Raw genomic sequence first — 22,429 nt, forward strand, 5'->3', positions numbered from 1 at the left:
GCCGGCCCGCGGGCCTACCGCTCCAGGACCCCGTTGAACCTCCGCGGCAGCCCCAGCGGGTTGTCGTCACGCAGCTCCGGGGGCAGCAGGGCCTCGGGCGTCCCCTGGTAGGCCACGGGCCGCAGCCACCGCTCGATGGCCGTGCCGCCCACGGACGTGGACGTGGAGGTGGTCGCCGGGTAGGGGCCTCCGTGGTGCTGAGCCGGTGCCACGGCGACGCCCGTCGCCCAGCCGTTGACCACCACGCGCCCGGCGAGCGGTGTCAGTTCGGCGATGATGTCCGCGCCCCGGCCCTCTCCAGCGGCCTCCGCCGAGGACATCTGGACGGTCGCGGAGAGGTTGCCCGGGAGCCGCGACAGGACCGCCGAGACCTCGGCCTCGTCGTCGTAGCGCGCCACCACGGTGACCGGTCCGAAGCACTCCTCCAGCAGCAGGTCGTACGCCCCGCCCTCGGCCAGCCGCGACGCCGGCACGGTGAGGAAGCCCGCGCTGACGGTGTGCCCGCCGCCCGCTCCCGGGGTGACCGGGGACCCCACCTCGGGCAGCCGGCCCCGTTCGGCGACACCGGCGACGAAGTTGTCCCGCATGCGGTGGTCGAGCAGCACTCCGGCCTCGGTGTCGCTGACCGCGTCGGTGAGCGTCTTGACCAGCCCGTCGCCGGCCGCGCCTGACGGCACCAGCACCAGGCCGGGCTTCACGCAGAACTGGCCGACGCCGAGGGTCATGGACCCGGCGAGCCCGGCGCCGATCGCCTCCGCCCGCTCGGTCGCGGCCGCCTCGGTCACCACGACCGGGTTCAGCGAGCCCAGTTCGCCGTGGAACGGGATCGGCACCGGGCGCGCGACGGCCGCGTCGAACAGGGCCCGCCCGCCGCGTACGGAACCGGTGAAGCCGGCGGCGGCGACCAGCGGGTGCCGGATCAGTTCGACGCCCGCCTCGAAGCCGTGCACGAGGCCGACGACGCCCTCGGGGATGCCGTGCCCGGCGGCGGCCCGGCGCAGCACCTTGGCGACCAGTTCGGACAGGGCCGGGTGGTCGGGGTGGGCCTTGACGACCACGGGGCAGCCGGCGGCCAGCGCGCTCGCGGTGTCGCCGCCGGCGACGGAGAAGGCGAAGGGGAAATTGGAGGCGGTGTAGACGGCCACGACGCCGAGGGGGACCTTGTAGCGGCGCAGGTCCGGGACGGGCGGGGTGGGGGTGTCGTCGGGGTGGTCGATGACGACGTCCAGGAAGGCGCCCTCGTCGACGATGTCCGCGAAGGCCCGCAACTGGTAGGTGGTGCGGGCGAGTTCGCCGGTCAGCCGGACCGGGCCGAGGGCGGTCTCGGCGTCGGCGGTCTCGACCAGGCCGCCCCTGGCCGCGTCCAGGCCGGCGGCGGCCGTGCGCAGGAAGGCGGAGCGGACCGAGCGGTCGGCGAGGGCGCCGCGCGCCGCGTGCGCCGCCCGGACGGCCTCGTCCACCTCCTGCGCTGTGGCCTCCACCGCAACCTGTTCCCGCTGCTTCCCGTTGCGCGGGTCGACACTCCAGACTGGTGCTGCTGCCACTGCGGGTCCCTCCCGGTAAGGCCGTACTTTCGAGGTCGATCGTCGGAGCGTTCGATATACTGAACGCCGTCTCTGATGATGAATACGCTGCTGAGGCTAAGGGGTCAAGGCGATGTCGGCAGGCGAGACAGGCGGGGCGCAGGTCAAGTCCGCGGTGCGGACCGTGGAGTTGCTCGAGTACTTCGCCGGCCGTCCCGGTATGCACTCCCTCGCGGCGGTGCAGGAGGCGGTGGGTTACCCCAAGTCCAGCCTGTACATGCTGCTGCGCACGCTCGTGGAACTGGGCTGGGTGGAGACGGACGCGACGGGCACGCGGTACGGCATCGGGGTGCGGGCGCTGCTGGTCGGCACGTCCTACATCGACGGCGACGAGGTGGTGGCCGCGGCCCGGCCGACCCTGGACCGGCTCTCCGACGACACCACGGAGACCATCCACCTGGCCCGTCTCGACGGCACGAACGTGGTCTACCTGGCCACCCGCCAGTCGCAGCACTATCTGCGCCCCTTCACCCGGGTCGGCCGCCGGCTGCCCGCCCACTCCACGTCCCTCGGCAAGGCGCTGCTGGCCACGCACACCGACGAACAGGTGCGCAAGCTCCTTCCGGAGACCCTGCCCGCCCTCACCGAGCACACGATCACCGACCGCGAGGAGCTCATCGAGGAGCTGCACCAGGTCCGTGAGCAGGGCTTCGCCGTCGACCGCGAGGAGAACACGCTGGGCCTGCGCTGCTTCGGCGTCGCCATCCCGTACCGCACCCCCGCACGGGACGCCATCAGCTGCTCGGTGCCGGTCGCGCGCCTCACCCCGGCCCACGAGCAGATGATCAAGGACGCCCTGTTCGACGCCCGGGACCGGCTGACCCTGGCGACGCGGCGGCTCTAAGTCTTCACCTTTTCTGATTTTCAGATTTCCTGAACATGGGATGAGAAAGCGGGCGTACGGGAACGCCCACCCCCGTCCCGCTCGTCTTCACCATCGGCATGAACAAGACGATCAGGCGGGCGTCCGTCTTCGCGCTGCTGCTCGTGCTCGCTCTGCTGGTCAGGGCGACATGGGTGCAGTTCTACGACGGCAAGGCCCTCGCGGACGACAACAACAACCGCCGGAACCCGATCGAGACGTACTCCCGGCCGCTCGGCAACATCATCGTGGCGGGGAACTCGATCACGGGCTCGGCCCGGACGAAGGGCGGCGACCTCGCCTACAAGCGCACGTACACCGACGGTGAGCTGTACGCGCCGGTGACCGGCTACGCCTCACAGGCCTATGCCCCGACCCAGCTGGAGGGCATCTACAAGGACCTGCTCAACGGCACGGACAGCCGGCTGAAGACCGTGCTGGACACGGTGACCGGCAAGCGCGCCGACCCGGGCAACGTGCTCACGACCATCGACCCGGCCGTGCAGAAGGCCGCCTACGAGGCGCTCGGCGGCAACAAGGGCGGGGCCGTCGCCATCGACCCGAAGACCGGCCGGATCCTCGCCGTGGTCTCGACGCCGACGTACGACCCCTCGCAGCTCACCGACGCCAACACGGCGGGACCGGCCTGGCAGCGGCTGGTCGCGGACAAGGACAAGCCGCTCACCAACCGGGCACTGCGCCAGCCGCTTCCGCCGGGCTCCACGTTCAAGCTGGTCGTCGCGGCGGCCGCGCTGGAGAACGGGCTGTACGAGAACGTGGACCAGCACACCCGCAGCCCCGACCCGTACCCCCTGCCGGGCACGAGCAGGCAGCTGGTGAACGAGAACCGGTCGGCCCCCTGCGCGGACGCCTCGATCCGGGTCGCGCTGCAGTTCTCCTGCAACAACGTCTTCGGCAAGATGGCCGTCGACCTCGGCCAGGACAAGGTGCGTGCGATGGCCGAGAAGTTCGGCTTCGACGACCAGAAGCAGGACGTGCCCGTGCGCGCCTACACCAGCGTCTACCCCTCGGACATGGACAAGGCGCAGACCGCCCTCTCGGGCATCGGCCAGTTCGACGTCACCGCGACCCCGCTCCAGATGGCCATGGTGTCCGCGGCCATCGCCAACGACGGCAAGCTGGTCTCGCCGCACATGGTCTCGCGGATCACCGACAGCGGCGGCTCGGTGCTCGGGGACTACGACGACAGCGCGGACACCCGGCAGATCATGGACTCCCGCACGGCCGGGCTGCTGCGGTCGGCCATGGAGACGGTGGTGAAGGACGGCACCGGTACGAACGCGCTGATCGACGGGGTGACCGTGGGCGGCAAGACCGGTACCGCCCAGCACGGCGAGAACAACAGCAAGACGCCGTACGCCTGGTTCACCTCGTACGGAAAGTCCGGCAGCACCGGCAAGGAGGTCGCCGTCGCGGTGATGGTGGAACAGTCGGACGCGGCCAGGTCGGAGGTCAGCGGCAACGGGCTCGCGGCGCCGGTGGCGAAGGCGATGATGCGGGCGGCGCTGAAGTAGCCGTCGGGAGGGGGCGGTTCCGCGAAACCGCCCCCGGCCTCACCTGACGCCCAGGATCTGCTCCACCGGGTCGATCGCGAAGTACACCAGGAACAGCGCCGAGACGCCCCACAGCAGCCAGTTGACCTCCCTGGCCTTGCCGACGACGGTCTTGATCACGACGTACGCGAGGAAGCCCGCGCCGATGCCGTCGGTGATGGAGTACGTGAACGGCATCACGCCGATGGTGAGGAACGCCGGTACGGCGATCTCGTAGTTGTCCCAGTCGATGTGCTTGACGTGGGTCATCATCAAGAAGCCCACCGCGATCAGCGCGGGCGCCGCCGCCTGGAGCGGGACGATGGTGAGCAGCGGGGTGAGCAAGAGCGCGAGGCCGAAGAGGCCGCCGGTGATCAGGTTGGCGAAGCCGGTGCGGGCGCCCTCGCCGACGCCGGCGGCGGACTCGATGTAGGCGGTGTTGGAGGAGGCGGAGCCGATGCCTCCGGCGACGGCCGCGGCGCCGTCGATGAACAGGACGCGGCCGATGCCCGGCACCTGCCCCTTCTCGTCCAGGAGTCCGGCCTCGGCGCTGATGCCGACGATGGTGCCCATGGCGTCGAAGAAGTCGGACAGGATGAGGGTGAAGACGAGCAGGACGGCGGTGAGGACACCCGCCTTGGCGAAGCCGCCGAACAGGCTGAAGTGGCCCAACAGACCGAAGTCCGGGGGCGCGACGAGCTTGTCGGGGACCTTGGGGGTGGTCAGGCCCCACGTCTTGATGTCGGCCACGGCGTCGATGACGATCGCGACGACGGTCATCGTGACAATGCTGATGAGGATCGCGCCCTTCACCTTCCGGGCGAGCAGCGCGAGGGTGACGAGGACGCCGAGACAGAAGACGAGGACCGGCCAGCCGGTGAGGCGTCCGACGGCGCCGAGCTGCACCGGCACCGTGGTGTGCGCGGCGTCCGGGATGCGGCTGACGAAGCCGGCGTCGACGAAGCCGATGAAGGCGATGAACAGGCCGATGCCGACGCCGATGGCCTGCTTCAGCTGCTGCGGGATCGCCTCCATGATCGCCCTGCGCAGCCCGGTGAGGACCAGGACGCAGATGACGACGCCTTCGAGGACGACCAGGCCCATCGCGTCGGCCCAGCTCATCAGCGGCGCCAGCTGGAAGGCGACGACGGCGTTGAGGCCGAGTCCGGCGGCGATGGCGAGCGGGAGGTTGCCGCCGACGCCCATGATGATCGTCATCACACAGGCCACCAGGGCGGTGGCGGTGACGAGTTGGCCGGTGTCGAGGGAGTGCCCGAACTTGTCCTTGGCGCTGCCGAGGATGATCGGGTTCAGCACGAGGATGTAGGCCATGGTGAAGAACGTGGCGAAGCCACCGCGTATCTCCCGGCCGAAACTGGATCCCCGTGCCGAGATCCTGAAGTACCGGTCGAGGCTGTTGCCGGGAAGTGGCGCGGCGCCCGGCCGCTGGTCCACCTTCGCCGTGTCGGGCATGGGCGTACTCCTGTGTGCCTGAGGGAGCGGTGTGTGGATGCTGGCTGGATTGTTCCCTCGCCCGATCGCTTTCAGGTGTTCGCCGTGTTACGGATTCGACCGGGAGCCGGTCCTAGGAGACGAAGTACGTGGGGTTCGGCAGCTTGTAGGTGCGGTCGGCGTGGCCGCCGTCCAGATCCGAGTACTGGTCGCCGAAGTTGGCGATGATCTCGTACCCGAGGTCGTCCTCGATGTGCGCGCGGGTGCCGGACTTGTACTGGACGGTGGTGCAGGTCCAGGCGCCCGGGGTGGCGCAGTCGTTCAGGTAGGCCGGCGGATCGGCCTTGTCCTTGAGGAACATGTGGCCGGCGTCGAGGTTCACGTCGGCGCCGATCTTCTTCAGGTTGGCGACGGCGGCGGTGCGCTGGGCCTCGCTCAGACCGGAGTTGTAGAAGACCTCGACGCCCTTGGAGTGGGCGTACCGCACCAGTTCGGGGCTGCCGAAGACGGCGGGGCGGTCGGCGCGGTTCACGTAGTCGCTCCACGTGGTGGGGTTGTACGTGTAGTTGTAGCGCTTCTCGTAGTCGAGGCTGAGGAGCAGCGTGTCGTCGATGTCGAAGACGACGGCCGGCTTCTCGCCACGGTGGTGGGCCTTGCGGGCCGCTTTGTCGATATAGCGCCTGGCGTCGGCGTCGATGTCCGCCAGGTCCTCGGCGTACGGGCTGTCCGGCGAGGCCTGGTAGACGCCGCCGGCGTCGGCGTGGGTGCCGTAGTAGGTGTCGATGTCCGTCACCAACTGCCCGATGTTGTAGGGCTCGTGGGTGGAGTTCGCCGCCGACTGGCCGGCGGTGGCGGCGCCGGCGCCGCAGAGGGCGCCACCGGCGAGGGCGCAGGCGGCGGTGATCGCCGCGATCCGTGATGTCTTCCGCATGGCAGGATTTCTACGCGCGTCACCCCGGGTGGCGCGAGCGCCGTTGCCTGATCGTGATCAAGCGCGGCTTTGCCGCCGGCAGACGGGAGGTGACGCTGCGTCCGCCGGAGTGAAGGTGACACCCGCCTTCCGGAGCCCGCCCCGCCCCCGGCGGCCCGACAGCTGCCCAGCGGTGGCCCGGCGGCTCAGATGCCGCGGATGTCGCCCTCGACGGCGGGGCGGGTCGTGCGGCCGAAGACGGCGGCGGCTCGGGCGGTCGCCGACTCTCGGGTGAGCGTGGGGCCGACGTGGGTGACCAGCAGCTCCCGTACGCGCGCCTCCTGGGCGATGTGGCCCGCGTCCTCCGGGGTCAGATGCACCTGTTCGCCGCCGTGATGCCGGTCGATGTCGGCCTCGCACACGAACAGGTCCGCGTTGCAGGCGAGTTCCGTCAGCGCGGTGCAGGGGCCGCTGTCGCCCGAGTAGGCCAGCACGCTGCCCTGGCTCTCGGCGCGCAGCCCGTACGCCTCGCTGTCGTGGGCGACGGCGCGGGCGGTCAGCCGGAGGTTCCAGTGCCGGACGTCGTGGCCGTCGTACAGGGGCCGGAAGTCGAAGACGTCCTTCAGGAAGCCGAGGTGCGGCAGGCCGAGGAATCCGGCGAGCCGGCGGGCGCAGTCCTGCGGGGCGTACAAGGGGACGGGCACGGCCGGGGTCATCCCGCCGAACGCGAAGGCGTAGGCGGCGGCCAGCAGGTCGGCGCTGTGGTCGGCGTGCAGGTGCGAGATCCAGATCGCGGTGAGCCGGGACGGATCCGTGTACCGCTGCAACGCGGCGAACGTCCCGGGCCCCGCGTCCACCCACACCTCGGCGCCTCCCCCGGACAGCAGGTATCCGGAACAGGGACGGTCGGGGCCGGGATGGGGCGAGGCGGTACCGAGGACGGTGAGGCTGAGCGGCATGAAAAGGAGGGTACGACGCCGGGAACCGACCCCTCGCACACACGCCCAAGCGGAACCTCCGGCGCCGCTACCTGCGGCGTTGCGCCACGACCGCCCTCCGGACCTTCCCGCGTGCCCCACGACCGCCCACGACCGCCCTACGCCGCGTCGCCCTACGCCCCCCGTCGCCCTACGGCCGCCAGCCCGGGTCCCGGCCGCTCAGGCCCACCGCGCGGTCCAGGAGGGAGGCCTCCGCCGGGACGGGGACGATCTGGCCGAAGATGCCGCCGCCGCGGCTGGGGTCCTCGGCGGCGAGGCGCAGGAAGGCGTGGGCGGCGTCGATGGCGGCGGGGTCGGGGGCGTAGGGCCGGTCCAGGGCGCGGGTCAGGTCCCACCCGTGGATCACCAGCTCGTCGGCGAGGACCAGGCCCGCGACCTCGCCGGGCAGGTCCACGCTCCCGGCGCGGGTCGTACCGGTCCAGGCCGCCGGGTCGCGCCAGGCGTCGGCGAGGTCGTCCAGCACCTTGGGCAGCCGCTCGCGCCAGTCGGGCCCGAGGTCCGGGACCGTGGCGTCCGGGCGGGTGTCGGTCAGCGCGCCGAGGTCCTTGCGGGCGGCGGCATGGAAGGCGACGGACAGCCCCAGCACGTGGGCCAGCAGGTTGCGCACCGTGTAGTCCGGACACGGCGTGGGGGCCGACAGCTGCTCGTCGGTGACGGTCTCGGCGAGCTGCGCCATGATCCGTGTCTGGGCGCCGAGATCGAGGATCGAGTCGGACATGCGTTGCTCCTCGGGAGTGCTCCGGGCCGCGCCCACCGGGCTCGGGGACGGGGACGGCGGTTGTACCTGTACGAAGTGATGACCCCCCGGCGCGCCGTAACTCATCGGTGCCGAGGCCCCCGGTTCCGCCCGCCCCGTTCCGCTCGCCCGGTTCCGCCCACCTCCGTTCCGCCCACCTCCGTTCCACCCGCCCCCGTTCCGCCCGCCCCCGTTCCGCCCGCCCCCGTTCCGCCCGCCCGGATAGGGCACCTGACCGATCCGGTCGCACCCCCCTTAGCACCACGATGACCTGGCATGACGACTTCCTGGACCGTGTTCCGCGTGCTGCGGGACCGCAATGCGGCGCTGTTTCTGACGAGTGTGGTGGTGTCCGGTTTCGGCACGTCCTCGCTGTGGCTGGCGGCGGGCGTGTGGGTCAAGGACCTCACCGGCTCCGACGGTCTGGCCGCGCTGTGCATGCTCGCCATGTGGGCGCCCACCCTGGCAGGGCCGGCGCTCGGCACCCTCGCCGACCGCTTCCCGCGCGGGCCCCTGCTCATCGGCCTCAATGCCGGCCTGGCCGGGCTCCTGCTCACCTTGTGCGCGGTGGACTCCCCCGGCCGCCTGTGGCTGCTGTTCGCCGTGCTGCTCGGCTACGGCGCCGCCGGTGTCGTCCACGACGCCGCCGAGTCGGCGCTGGTCACCGCCGCCGTCGGCCCGGACCGCCTCGGCGACTTCAACGGGCTGCGCATGACCGCCAACGAGGGGATGAAGCTCGTCGCGCCGCTCACCGGGGCGGGCCTGTACACGGCCTTCGGCGGGCCGGCCGTCGCCTGTCTCGACGCGGTCACCTTCGTCCTCGCCGCCGGGCTGTGCGCCCTGCTGCGGGTGCGCGAGGAGCGGCCGGTGCGCTCCGGTGCCGGCTGGTGGCGGGAAACGACGGAGGGGGTCAGCGGGCTGTGGGGGCACCCGGGGCTGCGCCCGCTGGTCCGGGCCGGCGGGATCACGATGCTGCTCGCCTCGCTGAGCAGCACGACGCTGTACGCCGTCGTGGACCGCCTCGGGCACTCCCCCGCCTTCGCGGGCGTTCTGTACGCCGTGCAGGGCGCGGGCTCGGTGGCGGTCGGGCTGGTCTCGGGGCCCGCGCTGCGGCGCCTGGGCGGGCGCCGGTTCGCGGCGGCCGGGATCGCGCTGACGGCGGCCGGGGTGGCCGCGCGGGCGGTGCCGTCGGACGCGGTGGCCCTGGTGGGCGGCGCGGCCGTCGGGCTGGGGCTGCCCTGTGTGCTGATCGCCGCGCTGACGGCCGTGCAGCGCGAGGTGCCCGGACCGCTGCTGGGCCGGGCGACGGCCACCGCGAACACACTGCTGTTCACGCCGAACGTGGTCGGGCTGGCCGTGGGAGCCGGCCTGGTCGAACTGGCCGGTCCCGGCACGCTGTTGCCCGTGTACGGCCTGGCGCTGCTCGTGACCGCCGCCGTGCTCGCGGCTCAGCGCACCGCCGACAGCGCCTCGCGCACCGCCTCCAGGTCCGGGTCGGACGCCAACCCCGCGTGATACAGCCGCAGTTCCGTCGCGCCCTCCACGCGCGCGCGTGCCGCGTCCGCGGCGAGGGTGCCGGGGCTGCCGCCCATGCCGGTGACGACCGTGAAGTTGGCCACCAGGACCGTGTCCGGCCGCGCCTGTGCGGCGAAGGGCGCCAGCAGGGCCGTACCGCCCGCGCACGGGACCACCACGCCGTCGGCGACGGAGAGGACGTGGGCGGGGTCGACGCCGGCGTTGGCGCCGCAGTGGTAGGAGACCGGGTCGGCGTGCAGCAGCACCTGGAAGCCTTCGGGCGCGGCGGCGCGTACGGCGGTGACGGCCTCCTCCTGGAGGGTGCGGGCGGTGGTGTCGCGCCACGCGCGCGTGGCGGCGGCCGTGTCCGGCCCGAGGAGTTTCTCCACGGCCGGCCAGCCCCCGTCGTCCGGCGCGCCGCGCCACAGCGGCTCCAGCGCGGTCCGTACGGCGGCGGCCAGTTCACCGGCGTCGAGGCCCTGTGCGCCGTATCCGGCGCGGCAGTCCGGGCAGAAGCACAGCGACATCAGGTACTGCCCGGCCTCCCCGAGGGCGACTCCGGAGGTCTTGTCGTGGGCGTGCAGGTGTGCCAGGCCGTACCAGCCGAGGGACTCCAGTTCGGTGCCGTGCGCGCCGGGGCGTACGGCGGCCTCGGCGGCGAGGTCGACGAGGTACGCGCGCGTGGCGGGCTGGGCGATGCAGGGGGCCCAGGGGTAGCGGTCGCCGTAGGCGTTGACGACGGAGGTGTCCGGATGTTCGGCGCCCAGGCGGGAGTTGTGCGCGAGGACGACCCAGGTGTGCACCTCGATGCCGGCCTCGGTGAGGGCCTCGGCGGCCCGTCCGTGGGCGTCGCCGCCGGCCCAGCGGCCGGCCGCGTACGGGCGCAGGCCCCGGCCCGCCCAGCGGGGGCCGGCCGGGTACAGGAGGGCCGCGTACTCGGCGGTGACGACGCGGTGGCGGGGGTGGCGGGGGGTGAGCGCGCGGGTGGAGTGGTAGGCGGAGGCGAGGGTCGCCTGCCGTACGCCGAGCGCCGCGATGCGGGCCGGGGCGTCGGGGTCCCCGTCGACGTCCCAGGGGTAGACGAACGCCGAGGCCTTCACGCGCCCTCCCCCGGGTGCCGTCCCGCGCCCTCCCCCGGGCGCCGTCCCGCGTCCTCCCCCGGGCGCCGTCCCGCGTCCTCCTCCAGCAGCGCTTGGCCGCGTTCGATCAGCTGGGCGAGCTGCTTGACGTGGTCCTCGCCGGGCTCGTCCAGCGGGGGCCGGACCTCGCCGACCTCCAGACCGCGCAGCCGTACGCCCGCCTTGACGAGCGAGACGGCGTAGCCGCGGCCCTGGGCGCGCAGTTCGACGAAGGGGCGGTAGAAGCCGTCGAGGAGACGGCGCACGGTGGTCTCGTCGCCCGTCTCCAGGGCCTGGTGGAAGGCGAGGGCGATCTCGGGGGCGAAGCAGAAGACGGCGGAGGAGTAGAGGGTGATGCCGAGGGCGCGGTAGGCGAGCTGGGTCTGCTCGGCGGTGGGCAGGCCGTTGAAGTACAGGAAGTCGTCCGGGACTTCGGTGCGCACGGCGCTGACGATGCGCTGCATGAGGTCGAGGTCGCCGACGCCGTCCTTGAGGCCGATGATGCCGTCGGTGCGGGCGAGTCCGACGACCGTCGGCGGGGTGAAGACGGCGTTGTCGCGCTGGTAGACGATGACCGGCAGGGCGGTGGCCGCGGCGACCTCGCGGTAGTGCCGCAGCAGTCCCTCCTGGCCGGCGACGACGAGGTACGGCGGCATGGCGAGGAGGCCGTCGGCGCCCGCCTCCTCGGCGATCCGCGCGAAGCGGACGGCGAGCGCGGTGCCGTAGCCGGCGCCGGCGACCACCGGGACGCGTCCCTCGGTCGCCTCGACGGCCGCCCGGACGCAGGCCTCGAACTCCTGCGGCAGCAGCGCGTGGAACTCACCGGTGCCGCAGCAGGCGAACACGGCGGCGGCACCGGCCTCGACGCCTCTGCGCACATGGGCGCGGTAGACGTCGAGGTCCACGGAGCCGTCCCGGCCGTAGGCCGTGACGGGGAAGAAGAGCGGTCCGCCCGGCTCGCGGAGCCGGGCGGCGAGAGAGGCTGGCGTCACGGGCACTCCCTGTCGGTGCATGAATCTGATCGTTGTCCATATTTCTGAACTCCTTCACGCTACGATCCCTCCTCAGGGGCGGTCAAGCGGGCAAAGCCTCAACCCGGTAAGGGATTTCCGCACCGCATGGCACTCTTGACCAGCACGCCGACCCTCCTTAGCGTGGCCACGGATGTGAATGCAGTTCATGGATGCAGCCTCCCCGAGGAGGCTGAGGAGACCGAGGAGACGAGGAGTCTGAAGATGCCCGCTCCCCGCACCGTGCTGCTCACCGGCGCCGCCGGCGGGCTCGGCACCCTGATGCGCTCCCTGCTGCCGGAGTACGGCTACACGCTGCGCCTGTTCGACATGCGCCCCGTCGAGGGCGCGCCGGACGCGATCACCGCGGACCTCGCCGACACGGGGGCGGTGCGCGAGGCGATGCGGGGCGTGGACGCGGTCCTCCACCTCGCGGGCATCTCCCTCGAAGCACCCTTCGAGAAGATCCTGAAGGCGAACATCGAGGGCACCTACCACCTCTACGAGGCGGCCCGCGAGGAGGGCGTACGGCGGATCGTGTTCGCCTCCTCCAACCACGCCGTCGGCTTCACCCCGGCCCCGCGCCCCGGTGACCCGCTGATCCCGGTCGACACCCCGCGCCGCCCCGACACCTTCTACGGCCTGTCCAAGTCCTTCGGCGAGGACCTCGCCCAGCTCTACTGGGACAAGCACGGCCTGGAGACGGTCTCCGTGCGCATCGGTTCCTGCTTCCCCGAGCCCACCAGCGTGCGGATGCTCTCCGTGTGGATGAGCCCGGCCGACGGCGCTCGGCTCTTCCACGCGGCCCTGACCGCCGAGGGGGTCGGCCACACGGTCGTCCACGGCTCCTCGGCCAACACGCGCCTGTGGTGGGACCTGACCGGCGCGCGGGCGCTCGGCTACGAGCCGCGGGACGACTCCGAGCCGTACGCCGCGAAGCTGATCGCCGAGCAGGGCGAGCTGGACCCGCGGAACCCGGCCCACAGCCACCTGGGCGGGCCCTTCGTCGACAACCCGCCGATCTGGCCGTACTGAAGCGCGCCGGTCCGGTCGTACCGAGACGCGCCGATCCGGTCGTACCGAAGCGCGCCGATCCGGTCGTACGGAGGCGCGCCGATCGGCGGAAACCGATCGCTCATGACGGCGGGCGGGCACCTAACGGGCCCGCCCGCCGCCGTGTTCGGGCACCTGCGGTGCCCGCTCCCACTTCCCCGCGCACAGCCGTGCAGGTCCGAGACGGGCAAACTCGCGCCCAATCGGTCACATACGGGCAGCAACAAGTGCGCAATAAGCCTGGTCAGTGCCGGACGCCGACTGTAGAACTTCCTTCCGAGGGCCGCACCGGGCCCGAACGGGCAGCGAGCGCGTGAGCACGGAAGCAGGTGTCGGCGATGACGGCGAATCCCGCGAGGACGGCCGAAGAGCGCCAGCGCGAGATCGTGCGGCACGCCCGCGCCACCGGCTCCGTCGACGTCACCGCGCTCGCCGCCGAGTTGGGTGTGGCCAAGGAGACCGTACGACGGGATCTGCGCACCCTGGAGGACCACGGCCTGCTCCGCCGCACCCACGGCGGCGCCTATCCCGTGGAGAGCGCCGGCTTCGAGACGACCCTGGCCTTCCGCGCCACGAGCCACGTACCCGAGAAGCGCCGCATCGCCACCGCGGCGGCCGAACTGCTGGGCGACGCCGAGACGGTCTTCGTCGACGAGGGGTTCACCCCGCAGCTCATCGCCGAGACCCTGCCCATGGACCGGCCGCTGACCGTGGTCACCGCGTCCCTGGCCACCGCGGGCGCACTCGCGGAGGCCGAGAACAGGACCGTGCTGCTGCTCGGCGGCCGGGTACGCCGGGGCACCCTCGCCACCGTCGATCACTGGACGACGAAGATGCTGGCGGGGTTCGTCATCGACCTGGCCTACATCGGCGCCAACGGCGTCTCCCGGGAACACGGGCTGACCACGCCCGACCCGGCCGTCTGCGAGGTCAAGTCACAGGCGATCCGCGCTGCCCGCCGCACGATCTTCGCGGGGGTGCACACGAAGTTCGGGGCGGTGAGCTTCTGCAGGTTCGCGGAGATCGGCGAGCTGGAAGCCGTCGTCACCAGCACCCTGCTGCCCGCCTCCGAGGCCCACCGCTACTCCTTGCAGGGCCCCCAGATCATCCGCGTCTGAACAACCGAACACAGAATCCAGCACACAGAACCCAGCCACACCGAACACAGCACACCGAACACAGCACACCGAACACAGCACACAGCCCCCGAGGGCGTCCGCACGCCCGTCCATGCCCTGTATCTCACGAAAGGTCCGGGAAAGCCTCATGCGAATCCAGAGCCGCAGAACACGCCGCACCCTGCTTGCCGTGGCCACCGTAGGCACGCTGATCACCCCGCTGCTCGCCGGCTGTTCGGGCGCCGGCGGAGCAGGCGGCGGGTCCTCCGCCCACTCCATCAACGTCCTGATGGTGAACAACCCGCAGATGGTGGAGCTGCAGAAGCTCACCGCGAGCAACTTCACCAAGGACACCGGGATCAAGGTGAACTTCACCGTCCTGCCGGAGAACGACGTCCGCGACAAGATCAGCCAGGACTTCGCCAACCAGGCCGGTCAGTACGACGTCGCCACCCTCAGCAACTACGAGATCCCGATCTACGCCAAGAACGGCTGGCTGGAGCCGATGGACTCGTACGTCAAGAAGGACACCGCCTTCGACCAGCAGGACATCCTCGCCCCGATGCGGCAGGCCCTCACCGCCGCGGACGGCAAGCTCTACGGCGAGCCCTTCTACGGCGAGTCGTCCTTCCTGATGTACCGCAAGGACGTCTTCAAGAAGAAGGGCCTGACCATGCCGGCCAAGCCCACCTGGCAGCAGGTCGCCGGCCTGGCCGCCAAGGCGGACGGCGCCGAGTCCGGCATGAAGGGCATCTGCCTGCGCGGACTGCCCGGCTGGGGCGAGGTCATGGCACCGCTGACGACGGTCGTGAACACCTTCGGCGGCACCTGGTTCGACAAGAACTGGAAGGCCCAGGTGGACTCCCCCGAGTTCAAGAAGGCCACGCAGTTCTACGTCGACCTCGTCCGAAAGCACGGCGAGTCCGGCGCGGCCCAGTCCGGGTTCGCCGAGTGCCTGAACAACATGACACAGGGCAAGACGGCCATGTGGTACGACGCCACGAGCGGCGCGGGATCGCTGGAGGCACCCGGCTCCCCGGTCAAGGGCAAGATCGGCTACGTCCCGGCCCCGGTCGAGAAGACCGGCAGCTCCGGCTGGCTCTACACCTGGGCGTGGGGCATCCAGAAGGCGTCCAAGAACCCCGACGACTCCTGGAAGTTCATCTCGTGGGCGTCCAGCAAGGGCTACGAGAACCTCGTGGGCAAGACGGCGGGCTGGTCCAACGTGCCTGCGGGCAAGCGTTCGTCGACCTATGACATCCCCGAGTACCGCAAGGAGGCGGGCGCCTTCGCGGACGTCACCCGCACCGCCATCTCCAGCGCCAAGCCGAACGACCCGGGTGTGCAGCCCCGCCCGGCGCCCGGCATCCAGTTCGTCGGCATCCCCGAGTTCACCGACCTGGGCACCAAGGTCTCCCAGGAGATCAGCTCCGCCATCGCCGGCCGCACGTCCGTGGACAGCGCGCTGAAGAAGGGGCAGCAGCTCGCCGAGGCCGTCGGTAAGAAGTACGAGGCGTCATGACCGTGACCACCCCCTCCGCCCGGGTCGCCGCCGCCACCGCGCGGCCGGCGACCCGGCCGCCGAACCGCATGCGCGCCTGGGTCACCCGGGCCCCGCTGCTGCCCGCGCTGGTCTTCATGATCGTGGTGACCCAGCTGCCGTTCGTGGCGACCGTGGTGATCTCGTTCTTCGACTGGAACGCCCTCTACCCGAAGGACCGCCACTTCACCGGCGTCGACAACTACCGGCAGGTCCTGACCGACGCGGACCTGCGCCAGTCGGTGTGGACGACGATCCTGCTGACCGTCACGGTGGTCCTCGTCAGCCTGGTCCTGGGCCTGGCCATCGCGCTGCTGCTCAACCGGAAGTTCATGGGCCGCGGCCTGGTCCGCACCCTGCTGATCGCCCCGTTCCTCGTGGTGCCGGTGGCTGCCGCGCTGCTGTGGAAGCACGTGCTCTACAACCCCGAATACGGCCTGCTCAACGGGTTGTTGCACTACGTCGGCGGCCCCCAGCCTGACTGGATCTCCAACACCCCGCTACTCGCGGTCGAGATCGCGCTGATCTGGCAGTGGACCCCGTTCATGATGCTGATCCTGCTGGCCGGGCTGCAGAGCCGCGACAGCGAGCAGCTGGAGGCGGCCCGCGTGGACGGCGCCGGCGGCTGGCAGGTCTTCCGCTATCTGACGCTCCCGCACCTGCGCCGCTACCTCGAACTCGGCGGGCTGCTGGGGTCGATCTACATCGTCCAGAACTTCGACGCGGTCTTCACGATCACGTCGGGCGGACTGGGCACCGCCAACCTTCCCTACACCGTCTACCAGAGCTTCTACCAGGCCCACGAGAACGGCCTCGCGTCCGCCGCCGGCGTCCTGGTCGTCATCGGCTCGATCATCATCGCGACCTTCGCCCTGCGCGTGGTGTCGTCCCTGTTCCGCGAGGAGGTGTCCCGCGCATGAGCGCCGTCACCGCGCCCACCGCGTCCACCGCGTCCACCGCGCCCACCGGGGCCGCACGCCCCCGCAGCCGCCGCGGAGTGGGTCTCGGCCTGCTGGCCTGGCTGATCGGTCTGCTGTTCTTCCTGCCCATCGCCTGGATGGCCCTGACCTCCTTCCACTCGGAGGCGGACGCCGCCACCAACCCGCCGTCCTTCGGGGCCTCGCTGACCCTGGACAGCTACCGCGAGTTCTTCGGAGCCGGCGGCGGCGCGAGCCCCTGGCCGGCGCTGATCAACTCGGCCATGGCGTCGCTGGTCTCGACCCTGCTCGTGCTCCTGCTGGCCCTCCCGGCGGCCTACGCGCTGTCCATCCGCCCGGTACGCAAGTGGACGGACGTCCTGTTCTTCTTCCTGTCCACGAAGATGCTGCCGGCGGTGGCGGGCCTGCTGCCCATCTACCTGTTCGCCAAGAACACCGGGATGCTCGACAACATCTGGCTGCTGATCATCCTCTACACCTCCATGAACCTGCCGATCGCGGTGTGGATGATGCAGTCCTTCCTCGCCGAGGTCCCGGTGGCGGTGATCGAGGCGGCGCAGATCGACGGCGCCCGGCTGCCGACCATCCTGGCGCGCGTGGTGGCCCCCATCGCCCTGCCCGGCATCGCCGCCACCGCCCTGATCTGCTTCATCTTCAGCTGGAACGAGCTGCTGTTCGCCCGTGTGCTGACCGGCGTGGTGGCCGAGACGGCCCCCGTCTTCCTGACCGGCTTCATCACCAGCCAGGGCCTGTTCCTGGCCAAGGTGTGCGCCGCGTCGCTCGTCATCTCCCTGCCGGTGCTCGCCGCGGGGTTCGCCGCCCAGGACAAGCTGGTCCAGGGCCTGTCGTTGGGAGCCGTCAAATGAAGGCCGCCGTCATCGAGTCCGTGGGCCGCGCCGTCGTCACGGAGGTCCCGGACCCGACGCCCGGCCCGCGCGACGTCGTCGTCGAAGTGGCCGCCTGCGGGCTGTGCGGAACGGATCTGCACATCCTCCAGGGCGAGTTCGCACCCAAGCTGCCGATCGTCCCCGGGCACGAGTTCGCGGGCGAGGTGGTCGGCGTCGGCACCCAGGTCACGGAGATCGCGGTCGGCGACCGGGTGGCCGTGGACCCCTCCCTGTACTGCAACGAGTGCCGTTACTGCCGCGACGGCCACAACAACATGTGCGAGCGCTGGGGCGCGATAGGCGTGACGACGGCGGGCGGCGCGGCCAAGTACGCGCTGGCGCCGGTGGCGAACTGCGTGAAGCTGCCGGACCACGTGCGCACCGCGGACGCGGCCCTCGTGGAGCCGCTGTCCTGCGCGGTGCGCGGCTACGACGTCCTCAACTCCCGCCTCGGCGCCCACGTCCTGATCTACGGCTCCGGGACCATGGGCCTGATGATGCTCGAACTGGCCAAGCGCACCGGCGCGGCGCGTGTCGACGTCGTCGACCTGAACCCGGCCCGGCTGGAGACCGCGCACCGGCTCGGCGTCTCGGCAGCCGCCGCGAACGCGGACGAGCTGGACCGCCCTCAGGGCTGGGACGTGGTGATCGACGCGACCGGCAACGCGGCGGCGATCCAGGACGGCCTGGAGCGGGTGGCGAAGGCGGGCACGTTCCTGCAGTTCGGCGTGGCGGACTACGCGACGCGGGTGACGATCGACCCGTACCGCATCTACAACCAGGAGATCACCATCACCGGCTCGATGGCCGTCCTGCACAGCTTCGAGCGGGCCGCCGAACTGTTCGCGAACGGGGTGCTGGACCCGGAGCTGTTCATCAGCGACCGCATCCCGCTGGACCGCTACCCCGAGGCGCTGGAGCAGTTCGCGGCGGGGGTGGGCCGGAAGATCGTGGTCGTGCCCTGAGCGGATCGGCGGGGGCCGGGTGAACCGGCCGGCGCGGGTCAGGTGAGCCGATCGGGGGTCGCGGTGACGGTAAGGGAACGGCAAAGTGATGTCGTTCGTTGACCCGGCATGACAGCTATGACCCCTGGCTCGAACATCCCTCTGTCGGCCGCCCGCGTGACGGTGGACGTCGCCGCGCCGGTACGGCTCGACGTGTCGGGCCTGCTGCTCACCGCCGCCGGCAAGGTGCGCTCCGACGACGACTTCATCTTCTACAACCAGCCGGCCGGCCCGGGTGTGACCTACCGCTCCGGCGGCGGTGCCGCACCCGACGCGATCACGGTCGACACCACCGCGGTCCCGCCGGACATCGAGAAGATCGTGGTCACGGCCAGCCCGGACGCGGCGGGCCAGACGTTCCAGGGCATCGAGCCGACGGCCACGATCCGGGACGCGGAGGGCGGCGTGGCGCTGGCCACGTTCACCCCGCCGCAGCTCGGCACCGAGACCGCCCTGGTGATCGTGGAGATCTACCGCAGGGGCGGCCAGTGGAAGGCCCGCGCCGTGGGCCAGGGGTATGCGAACGGGCTGGCGGGAATCGCCACGGACTTCGGGGTCACCGTGGAGGAACCGTCCGCCGCACCCGCCGCGCCCCAGCAGCCGATCGCGCCTCCCCAGCAGTCGATCGCGCCTCCCCAGCAGCCGATCACCCCGCCGCAGCCGGCGACCCCGCCTCCGCCGGCTGCCCCACCAGCACCGGCGGTGTCCGCTCCCCCGGCACCGCCGGCCCCGGTGGCCCCCGCCCCGGGCGCCGGGAAGGTCAACCTGGACAAGGGCCGGGTCAGCCTCCAGAAGAACCAGACCGTGTCCCTGATGAAGGGCGGCCGGCCGCTGCTCTCCGCAGTGCGGATGGGCCTCGGCTGGGAGCCCGCGTTCCGCGGCAAGGACATCGACCTGGACGCCTCGGTCATCGCCTACGGCCCGCAGCGCAACCACGTCGACAGCTGCTACTTCGGCAAGCTGACCATCCTGAACGGCGCGATCCGCCACTCCGGCGACAACCTCACCGGCGAGGGCGGGGGCGACGACGAGACGATCACCGTCGACCTCGGCCGGCTCCCGATGGACGTCACCGGCCTGGTCTTCACCGTCAACTCCTTCTCCGGCCAGAAGTTCACCGACGTCGCCAAGGCCTACTGCCGTCTCCTCGACGCGACCACGGGCGAGGAACTGGTCCGCTTCGACCTCACAGGCGCCGAGCCCCAGACCGGCGTACTGATGGCCAAGCTGATCCGGCAGTTCTCCGGCGAGTGGGACATGACGGCGATGGGCGAGTTCGTGAAGGCACGGACGGTACGGAACATGGTGGAGCCGGGAGCACGGGCACTGTAGCCCCGCGACGGAAGGTTCGGGCCTGGCCAGGGGGTGTCGTTTGGATCAGGCCGGCTGGGACTGACAGTGCGGACCGGCCGACCCGAGCGGGGTCTGCTGCGTGCGGCCGCACGGCGGAGGAGCGAGTCGACGCGATGGGGGGTCCCCCGCGCAAGCGGAGCCGAGCATGCGGTCATGGGGCCCCCGCGAACGGAGCCGAGCGTGGGGGAATCGGCGGTCGACGACAACGCCGCAGACGTGCGTGCCGGGCCCCATGCCAGACCCCGCGATGCCGGGATGACCCAAACGCCACCCCCTATCGCCGCACCCCCTCCATCAGCAAGGTCAGGTAGCGAGGGATCTCCTTGCCCTGGCCGTTCGCCAGCTCGGAAGCCGTCGCCACGCCGTGCACCAGCCGGAGCAGCTCGACCGGCTCCAGGTCGGCCCGCAGGCTCCCCTCGGCCTGCGCGGCCTCGACCAGCCGGGTCGCCGTGCCCTGCACCACCGTGCCGCACACCGTCACCGCGGCCGAGCCGCCGTCCGAGACCGCCGAACCCAGCAGGGACTTCATCCCGCGCACCTGGATCGTGGCGGCACACACCTCGTGCAGCCACCGCGTCAGCGCCTCGCCCGGCGGCAGCTCCTTCGCCAGCTCCTCACCCCGCGCCCCGAGCGCCTCGACGCGGTCCACGTACGCGGCCTCCAGCAGCGCCTGCCGCGTGGGGAAGTGCCGGTAGAGGGTGCCCGAGCCGACACCCGCGCGCCTGGCGATGTCGTCGAGCGACGCGTTCTCCCCATGTTCGGCGAAGGCCTCGGCGGCCACCTTCAGCAGGCGCTCGTAGTTGCGCCGCGCGTCCGCGCGCATGGGTCTGCTCCGCGTCATCCAGAAACTCCTCGCGAGCCGGGGACTCCCTCCGCATTCCGGGGACTCCCTCCGCATTTTATCGAGCGCGGATCGAGGAGAGCCCCCGTGCGGCTCAGGCTCGGGCCTGCCACGGCCAGGAGGCGTCCCGGGCGGACTCGAGCAGCGACACCATCCGGAAGGCCGAGTCCGAGAGGCCACCGAAGGTGTGCCGGTTCCCCGCACCCGACGGGCCGTGGCCCGCCCGGTAGCCCTCCAGATTCCAGGTGTAGACGGGGATGTGCGCCGGGATCTGGGCGGTGGGGTCACCGTGCCGGTTCGGGGCGTACTGCTCGTCGGTGACGATCAGCACCCGGTCGTGCTTCTGGTAGTGCCGGCGCACCGCCTCCGTGGTGTCGGTGCCACCCAGGTCGCCGAAGCGCTCCAGGATCTTCAGCACCGACTCGCCCGTGCGGAACTCCACCGGCGCGCTGGTCGAGCCGAACTGCACGAGGTCGGCGCCGGCCGCCCGGAGGGCGAGCGCGGTACCGAACACCGCCGCCGCGTCGGCCCGGTTGAGCTGCGAGCGCTCGGACACCTGCGACCAGAACATCGAGCCCGAGCGGTCCACCAGCACCAGCGTGCGACCCGGCAGCGCGGGCACGTTGGCCAGCGAGTGACCGAGCGCCCGCTCCAGCGGGTAGGCCCAGCGCAGCGAGGGTGCGTGCTGGTAGGCGGCCAGGTAGCGGAAGGGGAACTGCCGCGAGCGCGCCACCTGCTCCGGGTCGCTGATCTTCGCCGCGACCTGGGCGGCGACCTCGTCCGAGACACCCGCCTCGTCGAAATTGCGCAGGTTACGGGTCAGCGCCATCGCACCCATGGACGGGATCACGGCCTCCCAGGCCGCCTTGTCCATCGGGCCCTGCAGCCAGCCGGCCAGCGCCTCCCAGGTGATGCCGGCCGCCGCCAGCCGCTCGGCGCCACCGGGCGAGGTGACGACGGACCGGCGCTCCTCGACAGGCAGTCGCATCAGCTCGCGGTGCGCGGTGAGCACCGGGACCGACGCGGGCGGCACGGCGGTGTCGGGGTTGTGCCGCCGGTCGAGGGCGTACCGGAACAGCTCGCCCTGCCACGGCTTGTCCGGGTCCGGGGCCGCGTGCACCAGGTTGAGGATGTCGCCGAAGCGGTAGCCCTTGGACGCGGTGTCGTACTTGAGCAGCGACTTGCCGTGGTAGAGCCGTCGTACGGCGTCGGCGACACCGCGCTTGAGAGGCTTGGGGAGGGCGCGGCCGTGGGTCACGGTCCAGTAGGCGAGCAGCTCACCGGGCTCGTCCGGGCGCTGCAGCACGGAGTTCACGACCTGCCGGTTGGACGGGCCTGCGGTCGCGCCGGCCGCGAGCCGGGCGTGCACGTACTCGGCCGCGCCGACGATCGAGGCCGTCCGCATGGCGCCCTCGTCCCGCAGCCAGCCGAGCAGGCCCGCGGTCCACTCCGGGTCGCTGACGGCAAGGCCGCGGATCAGACGGGCGAAGCGGTCGTCGCGGTCGGTGCCGGTCTCGTAGAAGGTGTTCTGCGCGACCATGTGGGAGACGGCGAGCAGGAAGAGTTCGGAGCGCGCGTCACGCTCCTGCCCCCGGCCGCTCTCGTGGGTACGCAGGACCCGGCCCGTCGAGGTCACGGCCGACGTCGGCCGCGCCTTGGCGGTGCGGGTGTTGAATCGCGCCATGGTGAATTCCCCCGAATTCGCTCGTGTTTCGGAGGAAGGCGCGGCAAAAGGAAGGTGGCCGAGATCGGAAGTCGGCTGCGGACCACGTCAGATGCTCTCTCCATTGAGCTGCACCGACCCTGAGTCGGTGACGGGAGTCGAACCCGCAACCTTCTGATCCAAAAGAAGTAACCGCTGCCTGCGCACCGGACACCCACCATGTGCCGCGCCTCCCGAGATCAACTCGGCGGTGGCTGTTTTTCATTCCAGGAAAGGGAAGTAGCCACTGCCTTCG

At 71.5% G+C, this 22,429-nt stretch carries 19 protein-coding genes; 10 read left to right on the forward strand and 9 right to left on the reverse strand.

The genetic code is table 11. From position 1 onward, the window contains the following. Positions 1-14: 14 nt before the first annotated feature. Positions 15-1,544 (reverse strand): aldehyde dehydrogenase (NADP(+)), encoded by a 1,530-nt coding sequence (locus ACGFYV_RS12480; protein ID WP_393878325.1) that lies wholly within the window; start codon positions 1,542-1,544, stop codon positions 15-17. 112 nt (positions 1,545-1,656) lie between these two features. On the opposite strand from ACGFYV_RS12480, the gene ACGFYV_RS12485 reads away from it, so the two are divergent. Both ACGFYV_RS12485 and ACGFYV_RS12490 read left to right on the forward strand, forming a co-directional pair. Next, complete coding sequence (locus tag ACGFYV_RS12485; RefSeq protein WP_393878326.1) at positions 1,657-2,427, forward strand: IclR family transcriptional regulator; 771 nt, start codon at positions 1,657-1,659, stop codon at positions 2,425-2,427. Positions 2,428-2,525: 98 nt separating this feature from the next. After that, complete coding sequence (locus ACGFYV_RS12490; RefSeq protein WP_393878327.1) at positions 2,526-3,980, forward strand: peptidoglycan D,D-transpeptidase FtsI family protein; 1,455 nt, start codon at positions 2,526-2,528, stop codon at positions 3,978-3,980. A gap of 39 nt (positions 3,981-4,019) precedes the next feature. Here the strand turns inward: ACGFYV_RS12490 and ACGFYV_RS12495 are convergent, their stop codons facing one another. From ACGFYV_RS12495 to ACGFYV_RS12510, 4 genes are all read right to left on the reverse strand, one after another. Then, positions 4,020-5,471 carry an NCS2 family permease gene (locus ACGFYV_RS12495; RefSeq protein WP_393878328.1) on the reverse strand — a complete coding sequence of 484 codons (1,452 nt, stop codon included), beginning with the start codon at positions 5,469-5,471 and terminating at the stop codon, positions 4,020-4,022. Positions 5,472-5,583: 112 nt separating this feature from the next. Continuing rightward, the gene (locus ACGFYV_RS12500; protein WP_393878329.1) at positions 5,584-6,381 is read right to left on the reverse strand and encodes an HAD family acid phosphatase; all 798 of its coding nucleotides are present in this window, start codon (positions 6,379-6,381) and stop codon (positions 5,584-5,586) included. A gap of 185 nt (positions 6,382-6,566) precedes the next feature. Beyond that, on the reverse strand, positions 6,567-7,319 hold the full coding sequence (locus tag ACGFYV_RS12505) for an MBL fold metallo-hydrolase (protein WP_393878330.1): 753 nt from the start codon (positions 7,317-7,319) through the stop codon (positions 6,567-6,569). 169 nt (positions 7,320-7,488) lie between these two features. After that, positions 7,489-8,076, reverse strand: coding sequence for a TIGR03086 family metal-binding protein (locus tag ACGFYV_RS12510; RefSeq protein WP_393878331.1), 588 nt, complete (start codon positions 8,074-8,076; stop codon positions 7,489-7,491). A gap of 294 nt (positions 8,077-8,370) precedes the next feature. On the opposite strand from ACGFYV_RS12510, the gene ACGFYV_RS12515 reads away from it, so the two are divergent. Next, a complete protein-coding gene (locus ACGFYV_RS12515) occupies positions 8,371-9,609 on the forward strand; it encodes an MFS transporter (protein ID WP_393878332.1) in 1,239 nt (412 codons plus the stop codon). On the opposite strand, the gene ACGFYV_RS12520 is transcribed toward ACGFYV_RS12515, so the two are convergent. Both ACGFYV_RS12520 and ACGFYV_RS12525 read right to left on the reverse strand, forming a co-directional pair. Continuing rightward, positions 9,543-10,709, reverse strand: coding sequence for a hypothetical protein (locus ACGFYV_RS12520; protein ID WP_393878333.1), 1,167 nt, complete (start codon positions 10,707-10,709; stop codon positions 9,543-9,545). The two genes, ACGFYV_RS12515 and ACGFYV_RS12520, sit on opposite strands and share 67 nt — an antisense overlap. Beyond that, positions 10,706-11,719 (reverse strand): 5-dehydro-4-deoxyglucarate dehydratase, encoded by a 1,014-nt coding sequence (locus ACGFYV_RS12525; protein ID WP_393878334.1) that lies wholly within the window; start codon positions 11,717-11,719, stop codon positions 10,706-10,708. Before ACGFYV_RS12525 ends, ACGFYV_RS12520 begins: the two co-directional genes overlap by 4 nt. A gap of 243 nt (positions 11,720-11,962) precedes the next feature. Here ACGFYV_RS12525 and ACGFYV_RS12530 point away from each other — a divergent pair, with 243 nt between their 5' ends. From ACGFYV_RS12530 to ACGFYV_RS12560, 7 genes are all read left to right on the forward strand, one after another. Continuing rightward, entirely contained in the window at positions 11,963-12,772 is an 810-nt protein-coding gene (locus ACGFYV_RS12530; RefSeq protein ID WP_393878335.1) for an NAD-dependent epimerase/dehydratase family protein, read from the forward strand. Positions 12,773-13,128: 356 nt separating this feature from the next. After that, on the forward strand, positions 13,129-13,908 hold the full coding sequence (locus ACGFYV_RS12535; protein ID WP_393878336.1) for a DeoR/GlpR family DNA-binding transcription regulator: 780 nt from the start codon (positions 13,129-13,131) through the stop codon (positions 13,906-13,908). 148 nt (positions 13,909-14,056) lie between these two features. Beyond that, positions 14,057-15,430 carry an ABC transporter substrate-binding protein gene (locus ACGFYV_RS12540; protein ID WP_393878337.1) on the forward strand — a complete coding sequence of 458 codons (1,374 nt, stop codon included), beginning with the start codon at positions 14,057-14,059 and terminating at the stop codon, positions 15,428-15,430. Beyond that, positions 15,427-16,368, forward strand: a complete 942-nt coding sequence (locus ACGFYV_RS12545) for a carbohydrate ABC transporter permease (RefSeq protein ID WP_393878338.1) — start codon at positions 15,427-15,429, stop codon at positions 16,366-16,368. The genes ACGFYV_RS12540 and ACGFYV_RS12545 overlap by 4 nt, the downstream gene beginning before the upstream one ends. Beyond that, on the forward strand, positions 16,365-17,252 hold the full coding sequence (locus tag ACGFYV_RS12550; protein WP_393878339.1) for a carbohydrate ABC transporter permease: 888 nt from the start codon (positions 16,365-16,367) through the stop codon (positions 17,250-17,252). Before ACGFYV_RS12545 ends, ACGFYV_RS12550 begins: the two co-directional genes overlap by 4 nt. Continuing rightward, positions 17,249-18,238 (forward strand): zinc-dependent alcohol dehydrogenase family protein, encoded by a 990-nt coding sequence (locus ACGFYV_RS12555; RefSeq protein WP_393878340.1) that lies wholly within the window; start codon positions 17,249-17,251, stop codon positions 18,236-18,238. Before ACGFYV_RS12550 ends, ACGFYV_RS12555 begins: the two co-directional genes overlap by 4 nt. Positions 18,239-18,355: 117 nt before the next feature. Next, positions 18,356-19,609 (forward strand): TerD family protein, encoded by a 1,254-nt coding sequence (locus ACGFYV_RS12560; RefSeq protein ID WP_393878435.1) that lies wholly within the window; start codon positions 18,356-18,358, stop codon positions 19,607-19,609. Positions 19,610-19,904: 295 nt separating this feature from the next. On the opposite strand, the gene ACGFYV_RS12565 is transcribed toward ACGFYV_RS12560, so the two are convergent. Both ACGFYV_RS12565 and ACGFYV_RS12570 read right to left on the reverse strand, forming a co-directional pair. Continuing rightward, positions 19,905-20,471 (reverse strand): TetR/AcrR family transcriptional regulator, encoded by a 567-nt coding sequence (locus tag ACGFYV_RS12565; protein WP_393878341.1) that lies wholly within the window; start codon positions 20,469-20,471, stop codon positions 19,905-19,907. A 94-nt stretch (positions 20,472-20,565) separates the two neighbouring features. Beyond that, positions 20,566-22,155 (reverse strand): TROVE domain-containing protein, encoded by a 1,590-nt coding sequence (locus tag ACGFYV_RS12570; protein WP_393878342.1) that lies wholly within the window; start codon positions 22,153-22,155, stop codon positions 20,566-20,568. Positions 22,156-22,429: the final 274 nt, after the last annotated feature.

Origin of the sequence: Streptomyces sp. NPDC048297 (genome assembly GCF_043201585.1) — a bacterium.
Taxonomy (GTDB): Bacteria; Actinomycetota; Actinomycetes; order Streptomycetales; family Streptomycetaceae; genus Streptomyces.